This window comes from Jilunia laotingensis, from assembly GCF_014385165.1.
Classification (GTDB): domain Bacteria; phylum Bacteroidota; class Bacteroidia; order Bacteroidales; family Bacteroidaceae; genus Bacteroides; species Bacteroides laotingensis.
Map to the genome: position 1 here is coordinate 1,335,033 of NZ_JACRTF010000001.1, position 20,164 is coordinate 1,355,196.

The 20,164-nt window shown below is 43.9% G+C and carries 15 protein-coding genes; 6 read left to right on the forward strand and 9 right to left on the reverse strand.

From position 1 onward, the window contains the following. Positions 1-7: 7 nt before the first annotated feature. From H8744_RS05185 to H8744_RS05200, 4 genes are all read right to left on the reverse strand, one after another. Complete coding sequence (locus tag H8744_RS05185) at positions 8-1,540, reverse strand: WG repeat-containing protein (protein WP_262433818.1); 1,533 nt, start codon at positions 1,538-1,540, stop codon at positions 8-10. A 56-nt stretch (positions 1,541-1,596) separates the two neighbouring features. Then, on the reverse strand, positions 1,597-2,436 hold the full coding sequence (locus tag H8744_RS05190; RefSeq protein ID WP_262433819.1) for a hypothetical protein: 840 nt from the start codon (positions 2,434-2,436) through the stop codon (positions 1,597-1,599). 877 nt (positions 2,437-3,313) lie between these two features. Continuing rightward, entirely contained in the window at positions 3,314-4,948 is a 1,635-nt protein-coding gene (locus H8744_RS05195) for an alpha-galactosidase D (RefSeq protein WP_262433820.1), read from the reverse strand. Between the two features lie 734 nt (positions 4,949-5,682). Next, entirely contained in the window at positions 5,683-6,918 is a 1,236-nt protein-coding gene (locus H8744_RS05200; RefSeq protein WP_262433821.1) for a M16 family metallopeptidase, read from the reverse strand. A 101-nt stretch (positions 6,919-7,019) separates the two neighbouring features. Here H8744_RS05200 and H8744_RS05205 point away from each other — a divergent pair, with 101 nt between their 5' ends. The 6 genes from H8744_RS05205 to H8744_RS05230 all read left to right on the forward strand — a co-directional run bounded on the left by H8744_RS05205 (position 7,020) and on the right by H8744_RS05230 (position 13,635). Continuing rightward, complete coding sequence (locus tag H8744_RS05205; RefSeq protein ID WP_262433822.1) at positions 7,020-7,556, forward strand: LOG family protein; 537 nt, start codon at positions 7,020-7,022, stop codon at positions 7,554-7,556. Next, a complete protein-coding gene (locus H8744_RS05210) occupies positions 7,553-8,158 on the forward strand; it encodes an SIS domain-containing protein (RefSeq protein WP_262433823.1) in 606 nt (201 codons plus the stop codon). The genes H8744_RS05205 and H8744_RS05210 overlap by 4 nt, the downstream gene beginning before the upstream one ends. After that, positions 8,146-9,072, forward strand: a complete 927-nt coding sequence (locus H8744_RS05215; RefSeq protein ID WP_262433824.1) for a carbohydrate kinase family protein — start codon at positions 8,146-8,148, stop codon at positions 9,070-9,072. Before H8744_RS05210 ends, H8744_RS05215 begins: the two co-directional genes overlap by 13 nt. A 244-nt stretch (positions 9,073-9,316) precedes the next feature. Next, entirely contained in the window at positions 9,317-10,372 is a 1,056-nt protein-coding gene (locus H8744_RS05220; RefSeq protein ID WP_262433825.1) for a tyrosine-protein phosphatase, read from the forward strand. A gap of 256 nt (positions 10,373-10,628) precedes the next feature. Further along, positions 10,629-12,527, forward strand: coding sequence for a DEAD/DEAH box helicase (locus H8744_RS05225; RefSeq protein WP_262433826.1), 1,899 nt, complete (start codon positions 10,629-10,631; stop codon positions 12,525-12,527). A gap of 244 nt (positions 12,528-12,771) precedes the next feature. Beyond that, a complete protein-coding gene (locus tag H8744_RS05230) occupies positions 12,772-13,635 on the forward strand; it encodes a DMT family transporter (RefSeq protein WP_262433827.1) in 864 nt (287 codons plus the stop codon). 13 nt (positions 13,636-13,648) lie between these two features. Here the strand turns inward: H8744_RS05230 and H8744_RS05235 are convergent, their stop codons facing one another. From H8744_RS05235 to H8744_RS05255, 5 genes are all read right to left on the reverse strand, one after another. Next, entirely contained in the window at positions 13,649-15,781 is a 2,133-nt protein-coding gene (locus tag H8744_RS05235; RefSeq protein ID WP_262433828.1) for a S46 family peptidase, read from the reverse strand. 29 nt (positions 15,782-15,810) lie between these two features. Next, a complete protein-coding gene (locus H8744_RS05240; RefSeq protein ID WP_262433829.1) occupies positions 15,811-17,166 on the reverse strand; it encodes a TIGR00341 family protein in 1,356 nt (451 codons plus the stop codon). A 2-nt stretch (positions 17,167-17,168) separates the two neighbouring features. Further along, a complete protein-coding gene (locus H8744_RS05245) occupies positions 17,169-18,614 on the reverse strand; it encodes a lipopolysaccharide biosynthesis protein (protein WP_262433830.1) in 1,446 nt (481 codons plus the stop codon). A 48-nt stretch (positions 18,615-18,662) separates the two neighbouring features. Next, the gene (ruvB, locus tag H8744_RS05250) at positions 18,663-19,697 is read right to left on the reverse strand and encodes a Holliday junction branch migration DNA helicase RuvB (protein ID WP_262433831.1); all 1,035 of its coding nucleotides are present in this window, start codon (positions 19,695-19,697) and stop codon (positions 18,663-18,665) included. Positions 19,698-19,871: 174 nt separating this feature from the next. Then, positions 19,872-20,144, reverse strand: coding sequence for a CXXX repeat peptide modification system protein (locus H8744_RS05255; protein ID WP_262433832.1), 273 nt, complete (start codon positions 20,142-20,144; stop codon positions 19,872-19,874). Positions 20,145-20,164: the final 20 nt, after the last annotated feature.

Here is a 20,164-nt window from a genome sequence, read left to right on the forward strand (position 1 = left end):
AAAATTATTAGTTATTACTCCATCCTAGGTCATCATTTGCTATCCCTGCGATAGCCTTGTCACTTACATAAATAGTTATATATCCGGGTGAACCTTTCATCTTTATATATTGTCCGGAACCGCGCTTTCCGTTGTACCCACCGAACTTTTCGATAAGTGCATCATACAGTAGTCTGGCGTTACTGCGATCGGACAATATAAGATGCAAGGTTATGTAATCCAGACGAGCGTTCGGCAAGTCATGTACGGTAGTTCCCCACCAGCCATCGGACACTCTTTCCACAAAAGTACCTTCTGCATAGATACCATAATCCAAATCAGGCGAATACTTTCTCTCTACACTTATTGCGTTTTCTCCTAAGTGGTATTTCTTTCTGAAATCAGAGATGCTTGTTGCAGTTACTTTTATTCCATCCACTTTATTGTCATTGAGCATGAAAAGAACCCAAGATACAATGTCGTCCTTATTAAAATATTCAGACTCTACCGACTCTCTGACAGGCAAAAAGAATATATCTGATAAATTGGCTCCATCAAACTGAGGATTCACTACGTATTTCCCATCTTTATTAATGAGTCCCCATTTACTTCCCAAATAAGCCCAAGCAACATCACCAAGGAAGGGTGTGGCAAACTGGAACTGTGGATTGATTTCTATTTTCCCCGATTTATCTATATAGCCACACTGTTTGCCCATCACAACAGGTGCCAGTTTACCTCCCAGAAAAGGAATAGCTTCCTCAAACTGCGGATTGATGATAATCTTGCCCTTTTCATTGCACCATCCATATACGTCACCTATTCGTATAATGTATCGTCCATCGTCCCAATCCATTCTATCAAACTGCGGATTGATGACAAATTCTCCCTTCTTGTTAATCACGCCATACTTATCTCCGGACATGACAACCGCCCTCCCGTTCATAAAGTGTTCTGCCGAATTGAACTGGCAGTCTATCACTACATTACCTTTCTTATCTACATATCCAAAAGTTCGGTTCAGGCTTTGTACAGCGGCCAATCCATCTACAAAGTTAGATGCAAAAGCGTATTCTATCGGTAGTTCAAACGCGGTGTTACCATTTCCGTCAATTGCCCAATATTTGCCATTATCATTGACGGCTATTGCCAGCCCGTCTGAATAATTGGATACACTCCTTGCTGCTTTTATCTCTGAAATCACCTCTCCACCCGTATTTAACAATACGGGAGCCCCTTTAGGAGCTACACACCAAGCTTTCCCTTCAAAAAAGTCCGTAGCACTACTATATGTAGGGTTTATCACAAACTTTCCATCTTTGTCAATGAATCCGTACTTTTCATTGATACAAACTTTAGCTAGTCCATCAGAAAAAGCATTTGCCATATCAAACTGTGGGTTTATGACATACTCCCCTTTCTTATTGATATAACCCCACTTATCACCTTGTTTTATGGGTAACAGAGAGTCGTCAACATTTGCTCTTCCGTCCGATGAACAGGAGGCGCACAATAACAGTGCGATAAGACCTCCCAGTAAAATACCAAATAACTGTTTCATAATATTGTTTTTTTATTGTTGTACACTATCATTCCAGCCGTATATCGACATTTATCCTATTCTTTACGTGGAATTCTTCCATTGTCATTGATAGTAATAGAACCATCATCCCTGTTGAAAACGATGTTGCATTTTACCGGAGGGCAGTTCGGACAAGCTCCTGACTGGAATTGTACTTCGGCATAATCATGGTGAATAGAAATTATGGAATCTATCACGTCACAGCTTCCGCTACCTTCATCGTCATACAAACTATATCCATAGCAATTCACTCCTTCCATAAAAGATTCGTTGCATGTAATCTGCTTATAGAGACTCAGGATGACGGTATATGTCCTACTAATGCCCGGCTCTTCTTCAAAGTGCGATTGCCACTTTCCATTAAAAGGTTTGTCATCCGGTATATACTGAAATGTGGAATCCTGGTTCTTGATATAAATGGTTTTCATTTCGGGATTGTAGATGAGCGTATCGATGTTGAGTTGCTCCCAACTGTCCATCGACACTACTCTATAAGCATTATGCCCAAGATATGCCACAGAATCGATGTCATAATGATAGATACGAGAGACATTGGAGAAATCCATCCAACCATAGCTGTTTTGTCCGCTCGGCAAGGTGAGTTCAGGGAGGAACGTACGACCGGAAAAATCCAGTTCCATACTATAAGTAATATTCTTGACATCTTCCATCTGCCCCCGAAGACTCGGATCATTCCTGAGCGGCATTTCCCATCGTCCTTTAATAAGTGCAGGCTTTTCAGATTCAATGATTGGGATACTGTCGGATGTTGCGACAGAATCGCCTTGTTTTTTAGAAGAACAGTTGCCAAGCATTATCAGTAGCCAACAAGCTGTAATGATCTTAAATAGAGAAAAGAAAAAATGTTTCATCATAGTAGAGAACTTTTGCGTACCTATAGTCTCCCCTGATTCAGCACTATACAAAAAAAGACGTGGGAGTCTGTACCATCACTTACCCCACGTTCCAGGCCTTCGCATTGCCCACCAAGTAAGGATAAGCAACGCAGAAGCCCACGCCGATATGTACATCGACCTTATGCACCCTCGTTCTAAGGTACACAGGCGGTATAGACATACCCCGCAGACATCTACTGTTGCCTTGCCATCCTACTTGGTTTCAAAGTTGCGAAGTTTGGAACGTAGAAAGCAAAACGTTTAGTAAACGTCTTTTCTAAAATATATGTATTCCCCACCATCCTCTCCCTTTATTCAGGGCATCGGCGTGGGAAACGTTACAAAGCTACAAATAAAAATATGAACACCAAAAGATTCGTGTGTTTTTCAAGACAATCCAATTCGAATGGCATTTACTCAATCCAACAGAGAAAAAGCTAAAAGCATGCGATTAGCATTCGATCCATAGCCTAAAATCTATTTTATACATAGCATACACACAACGGATAAATTGCATGTCCTTTTTTTTGACCAAAGCACAGATGATAGTTATCGCTGCTTCTTGCACAGCAATACCGAAAGAGCAAAAATGTAAACCACTGATAGTCAAAGATCATCAATGGAGTTTCTTCCTCACCGATGAAGGGGTTGTTCCTCGGTGAGGAAGACCTCCTTCATCGGTGAGGAACAACCCCTTCATCGGTGACCTCCAAGGTGTACCCCGTAGACGGGAGATGCGGACACCTTCGGATACAGGATGATGTAAAATATTATCATTCTATTCTATCACCGCATACATTCCGGCAGATTCGCAAATGGCTAAAGAAAGGAGTTAAAACAGGAGATTATTATCGCATCACTCTTTAGCCAATACGAAATTATCGATGTCCGGTGCCCAGTTATAACTGTTCCCCATCCTTACGAGATTATACCCCGGTTTCAAGTCTACAGGCACTGTCAGTTGATGGTGGTCATCATCGTCCGCCAATGAATGAATCTTGATAGTGGAATCATTAACGGTCAGTTCCAATTCACGGTCTTTTCCGTATGAATAGTTAATGGTCATATGATAACGTCCACCCTTGTCACTGTATACTTCTGCCCATTCAGCATAGTTTTCGGGTTGTCCACCGATGAATCCCACTTTCATTTTTCCGGAAGCCTCACCGTCATAAGCATAGGAGATGCCTTTCGAGTTTTTGCCTAAATCATTATAAAGGGGCAGATAAGCCCATTCCGCTTCGTAAACAGTCGGCTCAAGACGTGTATCCCCTTCCATACGGAGGAACATGCCGCTATGTGGAGGTAGAGTTTGCTCAAAGTTCCCTGCAAAACTTCCAAGGTCCGCATGTTTCACCAAATCGCGCACTTTCACGTTGCCATCGAACTCCAATACAGAGAAGGGAACGGAGAACGTACAAGCCGTATCCGACGGGTTATAAAGAGCTACTGCACGCACATTGCCACGCTTTTGCTCAATATCTTTCACCAGCACGTACCCTTCATTCTCATGCTGCACCACGTATGCTTGTAGTCCCAACGGGTCTTGATTCAACGCGATCAGCTCCTTGTTGGTCAATAACTGAAGGGAAGACTCCGGCAGGCTGGAGAGGTCGCACCCGATTAATAACGGAGAACTCATGATACACCATAGGCCGAAGTGGGCTTCCTCTTCGGTCGGAGTGAGTCCCTCACCTCCCACTCTACTGTTGTTGCGGAATCCGATGACCATCATATCCATATCGTTGTAATGTCCGTTCCGGGCATAGGCAGAGAGGTAAAGGTTTTTACCAACCACATACTTCAAAGAGTTCCAATGGGCGTTGATATCTCCACTGATACGCCATGAGGACGCTACACCCTCCGCCCATGTCCCGGGGAATGCCCACCGGCAAATATTGACGGAAACATCCTTGTTTACTTGATCGATGCTTTCACGGATAGAGGTGTACCGCTCTTTTTCATCCAGTCCCAAATGGCTTCCGCCACAATAATCGATCTTGATGAAGTCGAATCCCCAGTCACCAAAATAGAGCTGGGCATCTTGCAGTTCATGACCGTAAATACCTGCCCCTACCCCTGCACGGTCTTTATCGGACATGGAACCGCACGTATTATTCCCTGCATCGGTATAGATGCCGGCTTTTAATCCCAAACCGTGTATATGGTCTACGACCGGCTTCATCCCGTTAGGAAAACGCTTGGCATTGGCTTTCATAATTCCGGTGCTGTCCCGTTCATCGAAAAAGCCGTCGTCGATATTGACATTGGTATATCCGGCATCTTTCAAACCCGTTCGTACCATCAAGTCGGCCTGGTTCTTGATAATATCTTCACTGATGTCCACCCGGAAAGCATTCCATGAACTCCATCCCATAAGTGGAGTAGCAATTGCTTTGTCATCGTCTGATTGATCGATTTGAGTTTCCGCACAACCGGTGCATAACAAGGAAACAGCAGTAGCTGCCAAAACGTAAAGTTTATTTTTCATTGTATAAATGTAAAAAGGTATTTGATAAATAAATTGGTTTCAAAGGTAGGGAGGATTTCATTTATTTGCAAATAATGCGAATCGGTAGTTAAAATTATCTGTCGATTCCTTTTGAGACAGTTTGCCTATTTGTCAGTTTGTATTTCCTACATGTCCTATAATGCAATATTCCCGGCCAATGGGAAGGGTGGTCAATAAAAACGGAACGTAGGGCGATTAGCATTTTTCATTTTGCTCCCGAAATGAGGAAAAGGATAACACGGGAAAGGAATCAGGTGCCTATTCTTTCCTAATAGCTAGAGATTATAGAGATTTCATCTCGATTCGTCATAATCGAAAGTTTCACCGAAAGAGGAGAAATAGAGAAACGAAGGAAAAGAGCAAGGGCTTTCCAGACAAATTGAGCCTTAATTTGACGGAAATAGCTAGTCCATCTGATGGGAATAGCTACCTGATCTGATGGTAACGGCTACTTGATCTAATGATAACGGCAATCTGATCTGATGATAACGGCTATCCCACCCGATGATAATGGCTATTTCATCCGCTCATAAAGGCTATCTCGGATGATAAAAGCCATTTTCAAACCTTGAATGCACCTTTATGCGATGCTATTCCGGCTATTTCACAAAGGAAGAGAGTCAGCAAGAAAAGGGAAATAAGAACATATTGTCAGGGAAACGCAAGTTTGCGCAACCAATGCCAGGGAAACGAAGGTGCCTATCATCCCTCGTTCAGCGATAAATCAACATAGACAAATGATCCTCGGCAAACATCTCATTGGCCACTTCAAGCAGATCCGTAGCGGTCAATGCCTCGATCCGTTTGCAGACTTCATCCATATTCTCGAATTTATTATAATGCAGGAAAGTCTTGGCCATGCCCAAAGCATTATTCTCATAATTATCGGAAGCTACGCGAATCTGTCCTGTCAATTGCTTTTTCGCTGCATGAAGCTGAGTGTCGCTCATTTTGGTATCTCTTAAACACTTCAGTTCTTTATAAGTCAAGTTTAAACATGTGTCCACATCTTCGGGATCCGTACCGAAGTAAATGCAGAAGGCACCTGTATCGGTATAGGACGTTAGGTTGGATTCCACATTATAGACCAGTCCGCGTCGTTCGCGCATGGCAACATTCAACCGGCTGTTCATCCCCGGGCCTCCCAAAATGTTATTCAGCAAATAGAGGGCGGTTCGTTTGTCATTGTACGCATCATATCCACGACTTCCCAGCATGACATGAGCCTGATGGGTGTCTTTCGGCACAACCAGACGTTCGGGAACATAAAGCGGTGGCGGAGTACGGAGATTCTCGACACTTCCCGCCGGTATGTCCGATGTAAGCTTTTCAAGCATCCTAACCAATCTCTTGAAATCGGCAGAACCCTGCAAAAAGAACACCATGTTCGAGGGGTGGTATAACCGCTGTGTAAATGCCAATGCGTCTTCCGTACGGAATTGCCGCAAGATCTCGGGCTTTCCCAGAATATTGCGGCCTAACGGATGGCCACGAAATATCATATCTTCAAAGTCATCAAAGATCAATTCGGAAGGACTGTCCTCATATGACTGGATTTCATCAATAATCACTTCCGTTTCCTTCTCTATCTCACGTTGCGGGAAAGTAGAATGAAAAACAATATCCACCAATAACTCGACAGCCCGCGGCAAGTCTTCATTCAGGAAAGAGGTATAGACGACCATCTCCTCCTTATTGGTATAAGCGTTCAAATCGCCTCCCACCGCTTCCATGCGGTTCAATATATGCCATGCCTTGCGCTTCTTTGTCCCCTTGAAGATGAGATGCTCGACGAAATGCGCCATCCCCTGCTCCTTTTCGGACTCATCGCGAGTTCCGGCATCCACGGCAAAGCCACAATATGCAACATCAGATAAGACAGGGCGGTAAACAACACGTAAGCCGTTGGAGAGCGTCAGACAGGTTTCCTCTATTTTTAAAATATTCATTATCAGCACTAAGTTTTATAGTCGCTGCAAAAATACAATAAAACTTATTGTCGTTTATAGAAAATTGCAGATATTTGTAGACTATAACAGCGACAATGTGTATGAATAAGATAGGAATTTTCTGTTCTGCATCCGATAACATTGACAAAATGTATTTCGATGCTGCCGGTCAAATCGGTAAATGGATGGGAACAACAGGCAAAACTCTTGTATACGGCGGTGCGAACCTCGGGCTGATGGAGTGCATCGCAAAAGCTGTAAAAGCGAACGGAGGCCACGTCATCGGTGTGGTACCTGCAAAGCTCGAGGAAAACGGGAAAGTGAGTTCTTTGCCTGACCGTATTATCCATACCCGGAACCTCAGCGACCGGAAAGACCGCATTGTCGAAGAATCAGACATCCTGTTAGCACTTCCGGGAGGAGTCGGTACATTGGACGAAATATTCCACGTCATGGCCGCTGCATCCATCGGTTATCATCATAAAAAGGTGATATTCTATAATGAAGACGGATTTTACGACACATTGCTGGCGGCACTCAGGGAGATAGAGAATAAGGGATTTGGCCGGCAACCCTTTTCCGATTATTACGAAGTGACCAACACGCTGGTAGAATTAAAAGAAATACTAACGATATGATAGAATCGATCAAAGACCTTTTAGAGAAGGAAGCAAAAGCCGTAATGAATATTCCCGTAACAGACGCTTACGAGAAGGCCGTAAATCTTATTGTGGAGCAAATTCATACCAAGAAAGGCAAATTGGTGACCAGCGGCATGGGCAAGGCTGGTCAGATTGCAATGAACATTGCCACGACATTCTGCTCTACCGGAATTCCTTCCGTCTTTTTACATCCCAGTGAAGCGCAGCACGGTGATTTGGGCATCCTTCAGGAAAACGACCTGCTATTACTCATCTCCAATTCGGGAAAGACACGCGAAATCGTAGAATTGACTCGACTAGCCCACAATCTGAACCCCGGATTGAAGTTTATCGTCATCACCGGAAATCCGGACAGCCCCCTCGCCAACGAGTCGGATGTCTGTCTCAGCACCGGCAAACCGGCAGAAGTTTGTGTATTGGGAATGACCCCAACCACATCGACTACCGCAATGACCGTAATAGGAGACATACTGGTTGTACAGACCATGAAAAAGACCGGATTCACGATTGAGGAATACTCCAAACGCCATCACGGTGGTTATCTGGGAGAAAAATCAAGAGAGTTATGCGTAAAGTAATCGGCATCGGTGAAACCATCCTCGATATCATCTTCGAAGGGAACCAGCCTTCGGCAGCCGTGCCCGGAGGCTCAGTATTCAACGGCATTGTGTCACTGGGACGGGCAGGCGTCCGGGTCTGCTTCATCAGCGAGACGGGTAACGACCGCGTAGGCAATATCATCCTCCAATTCATGCGCGACAACGGGATACCGACAGAACATGTCAATGTTTTCCCCGACGGGAAATCACCAGTATCCCTTGCTTTTCTTAACGAACGGAACGATGCCGAATATATCTTTTATAAGGACTATCCCCGCCAAAGATTGGACGTGCTATATCCCAAAATAGAAGAAGATGACATTGTTGTCATCGGCTCTTATTACGCTTTGAATCCTGTACTCAGGGAAAAAATCCTGGAGTTATTGGATACAGCCCGCGAAAAGAAAGCGATCATATATTACGACCCCAATTTCCGCAGTTCGCATAAGAACGAGGCTATGAAACTGGCACCTACGATCATCGAAAACCTTGAATACGCCGATATCGTACGGGGGTCAGCAGAAGACTTTTACTACATGTACGGCCTAAACGATGCGGATAAAATCTACAAGGACAAGATCGCATTCTACTGTCCCAACTTCATATGCACGGCAGGTGCGGACAACATATCATTAAGAACCGCCAATTGCAAAAAGGAATATCCGATCGAACCGTTGAAGGCGGTAAGCACCATCGGTGCAGGTGACAATTTCAATGCAGGGCTGATCTATGGGATGCTGAAATACGATGTCCGTCATCGCGACCTGGGAAAGATCGATGAAAGTACTTGGGACAAAATTATCGGATATGGAAAAGCATTTGCAGCAGAAGTATGCAAAAGCTTCAGCAATTCGGTTTCAAAAGATTTCGCAGAAAAGTTGACTGAGAAGTAGAGAAAAGGGGAGAACGGACTCAAAAAAGAAGCTTTCGGAAGAAGGGGAATTAGAAAACCAAGAGGAGAATTGAGATTGGTTCCTAACATAAATCATCTTTTTTATTAACGTTTCCGACACAAAACATCTTGATGCTTTCCCGATTATTATTAAAAACTCTATAGTTTGACTAATTATCGCAAAGTAGCTACAAAGTCTGCCAGTAATTCATATCTTTGCAATAAGAGTTTTAGACAATTATACTATGTATAAGAACCTGTTAAACTGGCTTGCAGTACTTCTTTTGTTCCCTTCTTGCTCCAAAACCCCTCCTACCATATCGGTGGTTTGCGAGGAAAATAATGTAGGAAACTGCATTATAAAGTGGGAAACTGCTCCTTTCATCAAAGGGCAGGTAACAGTCTTTGCGTCTACGAACCCCAGAATTATTCCGGAAACCATGCCGGTTGCCGCTGCCGATATCTCGGACGGAAAAATGACTATCATCACCGACGACCCTTCTCAACGATACTATTACCTGATGGTATTCAACAACAAATACCGAGTGAAAATAGCGACCCGGAATGTAAATATACGCGGCATACAAAACTTCCGGGATTTAGGCGGATATAAATCGGAAGCGGGCAAGAATGTCCGTTGGGGCATGTTATACCGTTCTGCACAAATAGACAGTTTGGATTGTTCCGCCCAAAGAGAATTGAGAAACATAGGAATCAAAACAATCATCGACCTTCGTTCACCTGAAGAACGAGCCAACTATGCACAACTACAGGAAGGATTTAACATGGTGCATATTCCCATTCAAACAGGGAATATGGAATATATTCTTCAAGGCATTCAAGAAGGAAGAATAAAGGGAGACACCATCAACCGCATTGTTGAACGGATGAATCGCGAACTTGTAATGAACTACCGCGAAGAATTCAAAAAGCTTTTCGAGATATTGCTTGTACCGGATAACTATCCCGCCATCATCCACTGTTCCTCGGGCAAAGGACGCACAGGAGTGGCATCCGCCCTCGTACTGTCCGCTTTGGGTGTAAATGAAGAGGTCATCATGCAAGATTACCGTTTGAGCAACGATTACTTTAACATTCCCAAAGCCTCAAAATATGCTTATAAACTCCCGGTGAATTCGCAAGAAGCCATTACTGCGGTTTATACCGCTAAAGAAGATTTCCTCAATGCAGCCAGAGAAGAGATTGAACAGACGTATGGCGATGTACCGACGTATCTCTCCAAAGGCCTCAATCTAAATACGGAGGATATCAGAAAGCTACGAAAGATCTTGTTGGAATAAACAAGCTTCATTTACCCATTTATAAAACAAATAGCCGATAACTATCACGAACAAATTTTGCACCTTTACGTTATTGTAGCAAACTTATAAGATAAAAGGCTCCAAAGATTCAAAAGAATCAAACCTTTCATCCTTTAGTTTTTTGTGCAAATCATCAATGAATTGGCACAAAACAAACAAATAAGGATACAAAGAAGTCAATTTATATGAATTTTATCTATCTTTGTACCCGAATATAAAGATATACAGAGATTTAATGAAGACATTTGAAGAGCTGGGCCTATCTCCCGAGATACGCAAAGCAGTCGAAGAAATGGGATACGAGACTCCCATGCCGGTACAAGAGGAAGTAATCCCGTACCTTTTAGGAGAAAATAATGATGTTGTAGCTCTTGCCCAAACCGGAACAGGAAAGACAGCCGCATTTGGTCTGCCGCTGATACAACAGATCGACGTGAAGAACCGGGTTCCCCAATCACTGATTTTATGCCCCACAAGGGAGCTTTGCCTGCAAATAGCAGGCGATCTGAACGATTACTCCAAATATGTGGACGGCCTGAAAGTGCTGCCGGTATATGGCGGATCGTCTATAGACAGTCAGATAAAAAGCCTGAAACGGGGAGTACACATCATTGTAGCTACACCCGGACGCTTGTTAGACCTGATGGAACGCAAAACCGTCTCTCTTTCCACCATCCGCAACGTAGTGATGGATGAAGCAGACGAGATGCTGAACATGGGATTCACCGACAGCATCAATGCTATTTTAGCCGATGTGCCCCAAGAGCGTAACACACTGTTATTCTCAGCTACCATGAGCCCGGAGATAGCTCGTATCTCCAAAAACTACCTCCATAATGCGAAAGAGATTACTATCGGACGTAAAAATGAGGGAACCAGCAATGTCAAGCATGTAGTTTATACCGTACATGCTAAAGATAAATATGCCGCGTTGAAACGAATCGTAGATTTCTACCCACAGATTTATGGCATCATCTTCTGCCGTACCCGTAAGGAGACGCAGGAAATAGCTGACAAATTGATGCAAGAAGGCTATAATGCCGATGCACTGCATGGGGAATTGTCACAAGCTCAACGGGATGCTGTCATGCAGAAGTTCCGTATCCGCAACCTGCAACTTCTGGTAGCTACGGACGTGGCTGCACGTGGATTGGACGTTGATGACCTGACGCATGTTATCAACTACGGTTTGCCCGATGATACGGAAAGCTACACACACCGTAGCGGACGTACGGGACGTGCCGGAAAGACAGGTACTTCCATTGCCATTATCAACTTGCGCGAAAAAGGAAAGATGCGTGCAATAGAACGTATCATCGGCAAGAAATTTCTTCCGGGAGAAATACCTACCGGTCAACAGATCTGCGAAAAGCAGCTCATCAAAGTGATCGATGATCTGGAAAAAGTGGAAGTAAACGAAGAAGAGATCGCCAATTTCATGCCGGAAATATATCGTAAGTTGGAATGGTTAAGCAAGGAAGACCTGATCAAGCGGATGGTATCGCATGAATTTAATCGGTTCTCCGAATACTATCATAACCGTGAGGACATACAACAACCTACAACGGAAAGTCGCGGAGAACGCGGCAGTCGCGGTGAAGGACGTGGAAATCGTGAAGGTGGCAGCCGAAAAGCAGCTCCCGGATTCACCCGCTTATTCATCAATCTCGGAAAGATGGACAACTTCTTCCCGAACGAACTGATTGGTCTGTTAAACAGCAATACCCGCGGACGCATCGAATTGGGACGCATTGACCTTATGAAGAACTTTTCTTTCTTTGAAGTAGAAGAAAAGGAAGCCAAAAATGTCATTAAAGCATTGAGCCGCGCAAACTGGAACGGTCGCAGAGTTTCGGTCGAAGTAGCAGGAGAAGAAAGTTCTTCTGAGAAAAAAGGCGGTTATAAGCGCAAAGAAGGCGGCAAAGAGTCATCTTCAGCATCTTCTAGCTCCCGGAAAGATAAAGCCGGAAAATCAACCAAACAGGCTGACAGCAAGAAACAAAAGTCTAGCAGGGAAGAACGCGGATACTCAAGTGCGCGTGGAAAGCAAGATGACTGGAAACAATTCTTCAAAGGAGATGCACCGGACTTTAGTGAAGAAGGCTGGGCGAAAAGAAAGCCGAAGAAGAAATAAATTCTAGCACTAATTATATTAGAATATTATTCCACCAAAGAAACAAGGGGATGTGTAATAGCTCCCCCTTCTTCAAGATAATCACCCACGCTATATCAATTTTGTAGCGTGGGTGATTGTTATTTATGAGGGGTTGGATACCCTCCCATTACCAGGCAATTCTGTTTTTATAGAAGATGGATTAACAAAATCAGGAAAAATATTACCTTTGCACCGAATTTAACGATTAATCCTACTCCTTGACATGAACAAGTTTAACGGTTTCTTATACGGGCTTCTATCATCGGCATCTTTCGGACTCATCCCGATGTTCACGATACCTGCCATGATGCAAGGGATGCAGTTCGACTCCATATTACTCTACCGTTTTTTGTTTGCCACACTGGCATTAGGGGGCATCTTGTTGCTCAACGGTGAATCTTTCCGGATCAACCGGTCTGCAATTCCATCACTCATATTATTAGCATTACTATACCTTATGTCGGCTGTTTTCCTCTTTTGGGGATATAAATTTATGGCAAGCGGGGTAGCTACTACGTTACACTTTATGTATCCGGTAATGACTACATTGATCATGATGATCTTTTTTCATGAAAGAAAGTCCATATGGAGATTTCTGGCTATCGCACTTGCCATAACAGGGGTCTTTTTCCTATCACGGGGAGATGATTCGGGAAGCATTACATTAATCGGCATTATCATTGTGTTGCTCTCAGCCTTGGGGTATGCGCTTTATCTGGTAACGGTCAGCCAACTGAAAGTAGGGCAAATGAAAGGGTTGCTACTGACTTTTTACGTATTTCTCTTCGGTTCACTGCTTCTGTTTATAGGAATAAACGTTTCAGGAACCCTTCAAATGATCCCTGATTTACGTACAGGAGGGAATCTGATAATGTTAGCCATTATACCCACAGTCATATCCAATCTTGCCCTAGTCCGAGCAGTGAAGAGCATCGGCTCTACACTGACCTCCGTATTAGGAGCGATGGAACCTGTAACAGCGGTTAGTGTAGGTATCTTTATGTTCGGAGAACCGTTTACGAGCAATATAGGCACAGGTATAGCACTTATAATCACGGCTGTAACGGTAATCATCCTAAAGCGTTGATAAGAAGAAGCGGTCACTTGATCTTTAATTCCTTGACCAGATTGGCTGCCTCACCATACTTCTCAATTACAAAAAGCATGTAGCGTACATCCACTCCGATACAACGCTGCAATTCAGGTTCGAAAACGATGTCGCTACTCATGGCCTCCCAATTCCCATCGAAAGCAAGACCAAGAAGTTCTCCTTTGGAATTGAACATGGCACTCCCTGAGTTACCACCGGTTATATCATTATTAGAGATAAAGCAGACCTTCATTTCGCCCTTTTCATCGGCATAACGCCCAAAATCTCCTGCACAGAATAGCTCCAGCAAGCGTGGGCTTACTTCAAAATCAGGATCTCCCTGATGATCGCGCATCTTCTCAAAAATGCCCATCGGGGTCGTGTAATAGTTATAAAAAGCCCCATCAAAAGGGGAATAACTGCAAACCGTACCAAAACTGAGACGCATGGTAGAATTGGCATCCGGATAGAAATTACGATCGGCATACATACGACGTACGGCAGCATTGAACAAACGCTCGTCACGTTCAATCTTCTCCGAAGCCTCCCGCATTTCAAAATTCATATCATAATAGGAAGCAAGCATATCTATGCCTAAAGATATGGCAGGATCTTCAATGATATTAAAGGTGGTATCCTTCTCGAAGAAACGTTTTAAGCCACGCAGCGTGGTTATCTCCGAACGGGCATACAACGTATCGACATAAGCCTTGTCGTCACCATTATAGAGTGTATCAATCGTTTGGTACATCGGTGGCAAATAACGAGCCGGTACTTTCTCGCGGTATTCTTTCAATAAAGCAGTGAAGACCTCTTTGTCGATGGAAAGATCCAAATCCTCATATTTCTCAATAATCTTTTTCAGGTGGGCAATCACTTGCTTCTCTTCGCCTTCAAAATCGAAGTTGAGTATCTCCAATGCCAGTTGAATCAGTTCCGGGCCGTTGACAAATGACTCACCGAAATACGCCAACGCACGGTTTGCTTCCCGGCGGCTTTTATAATTCAACTCCAAAGAGGATAGTAAATGCATCAGTTCTTCCCGTTCCCCAGGCGTATTCTGAATCCATTGGCGGAGGGTAGCTTCCATCTCACGCTTTTTCTCCAAGACTTTCAGTTTACGGATAGCTTTATTAGTTCCGATGCTATTTTTCCAGTAATTGGAACTTTCATCATATTTGGAGGCATATTTGATGCGAATATCATCCCTACGATCCATTTCACGTTTCCAGATCGCCTGTTTTACCCCACGCACATCGATCATCGCCTGGTTCATACCGTTCATCATCTCCTCTATGCCGAAAGAAGAAAGAAAACGTTCCGTACTACCCGGATAACCCAATGTCATACAGAAAGACCCCTCTTTATAGCCATCCAGAGACACCGGAGCGACATAGGGGGGATGGTAAGGCACATTTTCCGGGGAATAATCAGCCGGACGGTTGTTCTTATCGGAATAGATACGGAAGACGCTAAAATCACCTGTATGACGGGGCCACATCCAGTTGTCCGTATCCCATCCGAACTTCCCGATAGAAGAAGGAGGCGCAAACACAAGCCTGACATCGTTGAAATCGCGATAAACGGAAAGCCAGAATTCATTCCCGCCATAATAAGCATCTACCACTCCCACTAGTGTAGAGTCCTTCCGGCTAACTTCGTCCGATATGAGACGGGCAATGGAATCGATGGCCATTGTACGCTGCGCTTCATTCATCGAATCATCGGTTGCCTTCAAAACACGCTTTGTCACGTCTTCCGTGCGAAGCAGGAAGCGGACATACAGTTCCGGATTGGGCAGTTCTTCCGACCGGTTGTGAGCAACAAATCCATCTTTCAGATAATCATGCTCCACGGTGGAGTGCTGCTGTATGCTACTGAAACCACAATGATGATTGGTAAAGACCAGCCCGTCTTCCGAAACCACTACACCGGAACAAAACCCTCCAAAGCTGACAACCGCATCTTTTAACGAAGCTTTCCTCGGACTGTAAATTTTATCGGCAGGCATCTGCAATCCCAACTCTTTCATAGCCTGCCTGGTCTGTTTGTTCAAATTGCCCAAGAGCCACATGCCTTCATCGGCATGTACCCCCATACTGCATACAACAAACACAAGTAAAATAATTTGCTTCAGTCTCATATCATTTTAGTAAGTTGATGAGATTCCTCTCATTCCACAATCAGTTTAATCTTCTTTGCCCCCACACGAGCCTGCAACCATTCGGTGATTTTCTTCTTTTCATTTTCACTCGGATGCCTTTCAAACTTCAATACAGCCAGTGCTACCGTATCGGTTTTCAACGAATCCACCGAAGTTTCCAAAGAATGAGAGATGGAAACGGACTTCACCGAAGGATACAATACCTTCAATTCCGGTATAATGGTACGGCTCATCGCGTCATAAGTCTTATACTTCTTCAAAGTTGTCTCCAAAGAGGAAATCTTCACTTGCTGTTCCTGTAACCGCTGTTCGCTGTTTTTATAGAAATCTTCCATCACCATGGCACGGATAGAGGATATGTCCATCGCATCATTATTCATCCCCTGCAAAACAATCAGTTTGGAGTTCTCCAGTTGATACTGTTTCATCTTGTTACGCGCCAGTTCGATAGAAGCATCCGGAACTTCCGGGCCGATCAGGACGACACGGATTTCCTTCTTCTCGTAACTGATCTTTTTATCAAGAACCTGCGTATTCTCAAAGTTCAGCTCCTCATTAATGAAACGGTTGGCAGCAGTATCGTAGAACGTACTCTTTATAATGCCAAAAGTCAGATAAACAGCCGGACACATGGTCAGAACGACAATCAGGATAATGTATTTCCGCACTTTCTTCTCACGGTTCTTATCGACAAACTCTTTTCGCTGGAAGTGCATCACCCGGACACCGATATAAGTAGCAAGGCTGATGAATACGGAGTTTATAAAATACAGGTAAAAAGCACCCAGGAAATAAATTAAGTTACCGGATGCCAATCCATATCCAGCCGTACACAACGGAGGCATCAACGCTGTCGCGATGGCTACGCCCGGAATCACATTTCCTTTCTCTTTCGTGGAGAGCGCAACCACACCTGCCAATCCACCGAAGAGAGCGATGAATACGTCATAAATTGTAGGCGAAGTACGTGCCAACAACTCAGATTGCGCCTCAGCAATGGGGGTAAAAAGAAAGAAAATGGTTGCCGTAGTAACACTGAACGCTGTCGTGATAAGGAAACTCTTCAAGGAGCGTTTCATCAGTTCAAAATCGTTCAGCCCCACAGAAAGACCTACTCCCATGATAGGTCCCATCAGCGGAGAGATCAACATCGCACCGATAATCACAGCAGTTGAGTTGACATTCAATCCCAGGGAAGCCATAAAAATGGCGAAAATCAGAATCCAGAGGTTAGCTCCTTTGAATTCAACTCCCTTACGGATGGAATCTACGGTTTCAAGCTCATTGTCTTTATCTTTTCTCAGGTCGAGATATTCACGCAGAAAGCTTTTGACTGCAAAAATGTTACGGTTGTCTGTTTTCATAATTATTTCTTCACAAAACGGTTAATAATCGGTATTTGCCTTAACGGTAAGTCGTGTTTGACAATATATCCTATAAATACAAAAAGCAAAAGTGTACGAACCAGCATGCGGAGGATCATATTCTCCAAAGGCAGCCACTCCCCTATGCCGTATATCACGAGTGCCAGAAGGACGTAAGCCCCAATGCTTTTCAAGTCATAGTCGATGGGGTATTTCTTCTGTCCCACAAAATAAGATAGCAGCATGGCAACGGCATATCCCGTGAATCCTGCCCATGCACAAGCCATATACCCATAAATGGGAATAAGGAATATGTTCATCAAGATCACGATCGTACAAGCGGTGAGAGAGAAATAGGCTCCCCACCGGGTTTCATCGGTCAGCTTGTACCAGAACGAAAGATTGAAATAGATGCCCATGAACATTTCAGCCGCCATCACGATGGGAACAACCCTCAACCCTTCCCAATAACCGCGCCCGATGACATAGCGCAGTATGTCCAGATAGAACATTACAGCAAGGAATGCCAGCAGGGTAAAGATGATGAAGAACTTCATGGCCTGTGCATACATCTTCCGGTTGTCTTTCTCCTTGCTTTTGCCAAAGACAAAAGGCTCGTAGGCAAAACGGAAAGCCTGTGTAAACATCGCCATGATCATGGCGATCTTACTGGTAGCTCCATAGATACCCAGTTGCACATCGGCAGTGGCTTTATCGGGATAAACGAACGGAAAGATGATTTTATCGGCAACCTGGTTCAATATACCTGCAATTCCCAATATCAGGATAGGGAAAGAATAACGGAACATCCGCTTCATTAGTTCCCGGTCAAGCGTATAGCGGAAGCCTCGAAGTTCGGAAATCAAGCAAACCATCACGATGGAAGTACAGATGAGGTTGATAAGGAAGGCAACGCCCACGTTCGTACCTTTCAATCCTACAAAATAAAAGATGTTCAGCGCAATGCTGGCAAAGATAAAAAGCAGTTTCAATGCTGCAAACTTGATAGGACGTTTTTTATAACGCAGATAAGCAAACGGTATGCTCTGAATGGCATCCATCGCAATTACGATCAGCATCATGCCGAGATACCAGGGATGATCTTCATACCCCATCAGCCCAGCGATCGGCTTCAAAAACACCAGACAAATAAAAAGAAAAGAGAGTGAGATTCCACCTACCGTCATCAAAGTGGTGGAATAAACTCGTACCGGATCATCTTCTCCCTTATTGGCAAAGCGGAAAAAACCAGTTTCCATCCCGCACGTCAGCAACACTAACAGAAGTGCCGTAATGGCGTACATATTCGTAATGATTCCATAGCCACCTGTAGAGGCAGGCAGTGATATGGTATATATAGGTACCAGCAGATAGTTCAGAAAACGTCCGACAATACTGCTGATACCATAAATGGCAGTATCTTTTGCTAATGATTTTAATCCACTCATGTAGGTTAGTGATTAACTGTTTAGTGATAAATGATTAGTATAAGTCCACTAATCACTACCAAACAAGCTTCCTTGGTTACTATTGTAAATGCTACGCCCCAAATGTTTATAGGCCAGTTCCGTTACTTCGCGCCCGCGAGGCGTTCGTTTCAGGAAACCTTCTTTGATCAGGAAAGGCTCATAAACTTCTTCGATGGTTCCGGCATCTTCTCCTAAAGCCGTAGCAATGGTGGTAAGTCCAACGGGACCGCCTTTGAACTTATCGATAATCGTACAAAGTATCTTATTATCTATTTCGTCCAGCCCATACTTGTCGATGTTCAAAGCTTCCAGCGAAAAGTTAGCTATCTCCGTATCGATGGAACCAGAACCCTTCACTTGTGCAAAATCGCGTACACGGCGGAGCAGTGCATTAGCAATACGAGGCGTACCACGGCTGCGGGAAGCTATTTCACCGGCAGCGGGAACCGAACACGGCACATTCAAGATAGAAGCAGAACGACGGATGATATTGCTCAATACATCATCATCATAGTATTCCAGATGCAGGTTGATGCCGAACCGTGCCCGCAAAGGAGCGGTTAACAGGCCACTACGGGTAGTTGCGCCAACAAGTGTAAAAGGACTCAGATCAATCTGAATGCTCCTTGCAGAAGGACCTTTGTCAATCATTATGTCGATGCGGTAATCTTCCATAGCAGAGTACAAATACTCCTCCACAACCGGAGACAAACGATGGATTTCGTCGATAAACAACACATCGTTCGGCTCGAGACTGGTAAGTACACCGGCCAGATCACCCGGTTTATCAAGCACCGGCCCTGAAGTAATTTTAAATCCTACCCCAAGTTCGTTAGCGATGATATTAGATAGCGTTGTTTTTCCCAGTCCGGGAGGTCCATGCAAAAGAACATGGTCAAGAGCTTCCCCACGAAGACGAGCGGCTTTTACAAAGATGCGGAGATTATCCACCACTTTATCCTGCCCGCTAAAGTCTTCAAAGCTAAGTGGACGAAGTGCATTCTCAAAATCCCGTTCGCGGCTCGTTAGTTGATGATCCCGTATATTAAAGTCTTCTTCCATAAAATCTCGTACACATATTTCTGATATAGACGACAAAGATAGCATAAATCAAAAATACTCTACTAATAGTTGACACTATTTGTTTTTCTTGGAAACTTCGGAATCAGTCTATTGATAAAAACAAGGCAAAATAGTGCGGTCTATTTATGCCATTTATAAAACTATCGCATATTATTATTCGTACACCAAATAAATCTCATTAGTCATAAAATTTATCTCCCAATTTCCCCCTTCTATGCTTTCCCAATGATATTCTTCTGCCATACGATCCCACCAGTTTTGAAACTTCAGACCTGTATTACCCAAATCCTTAACCAGTTTCTCATATAAAGCCTCATCAGCAACAGTTATTATTTTTGATAATTCTTTTAGTCCATTACGACGTTCATGCAAAGCCTGAATTTCATTCTTCTCCTCTTCAGAAACAGTTCCAATTAACTTTTTCATAACATACCAATTATTATTAG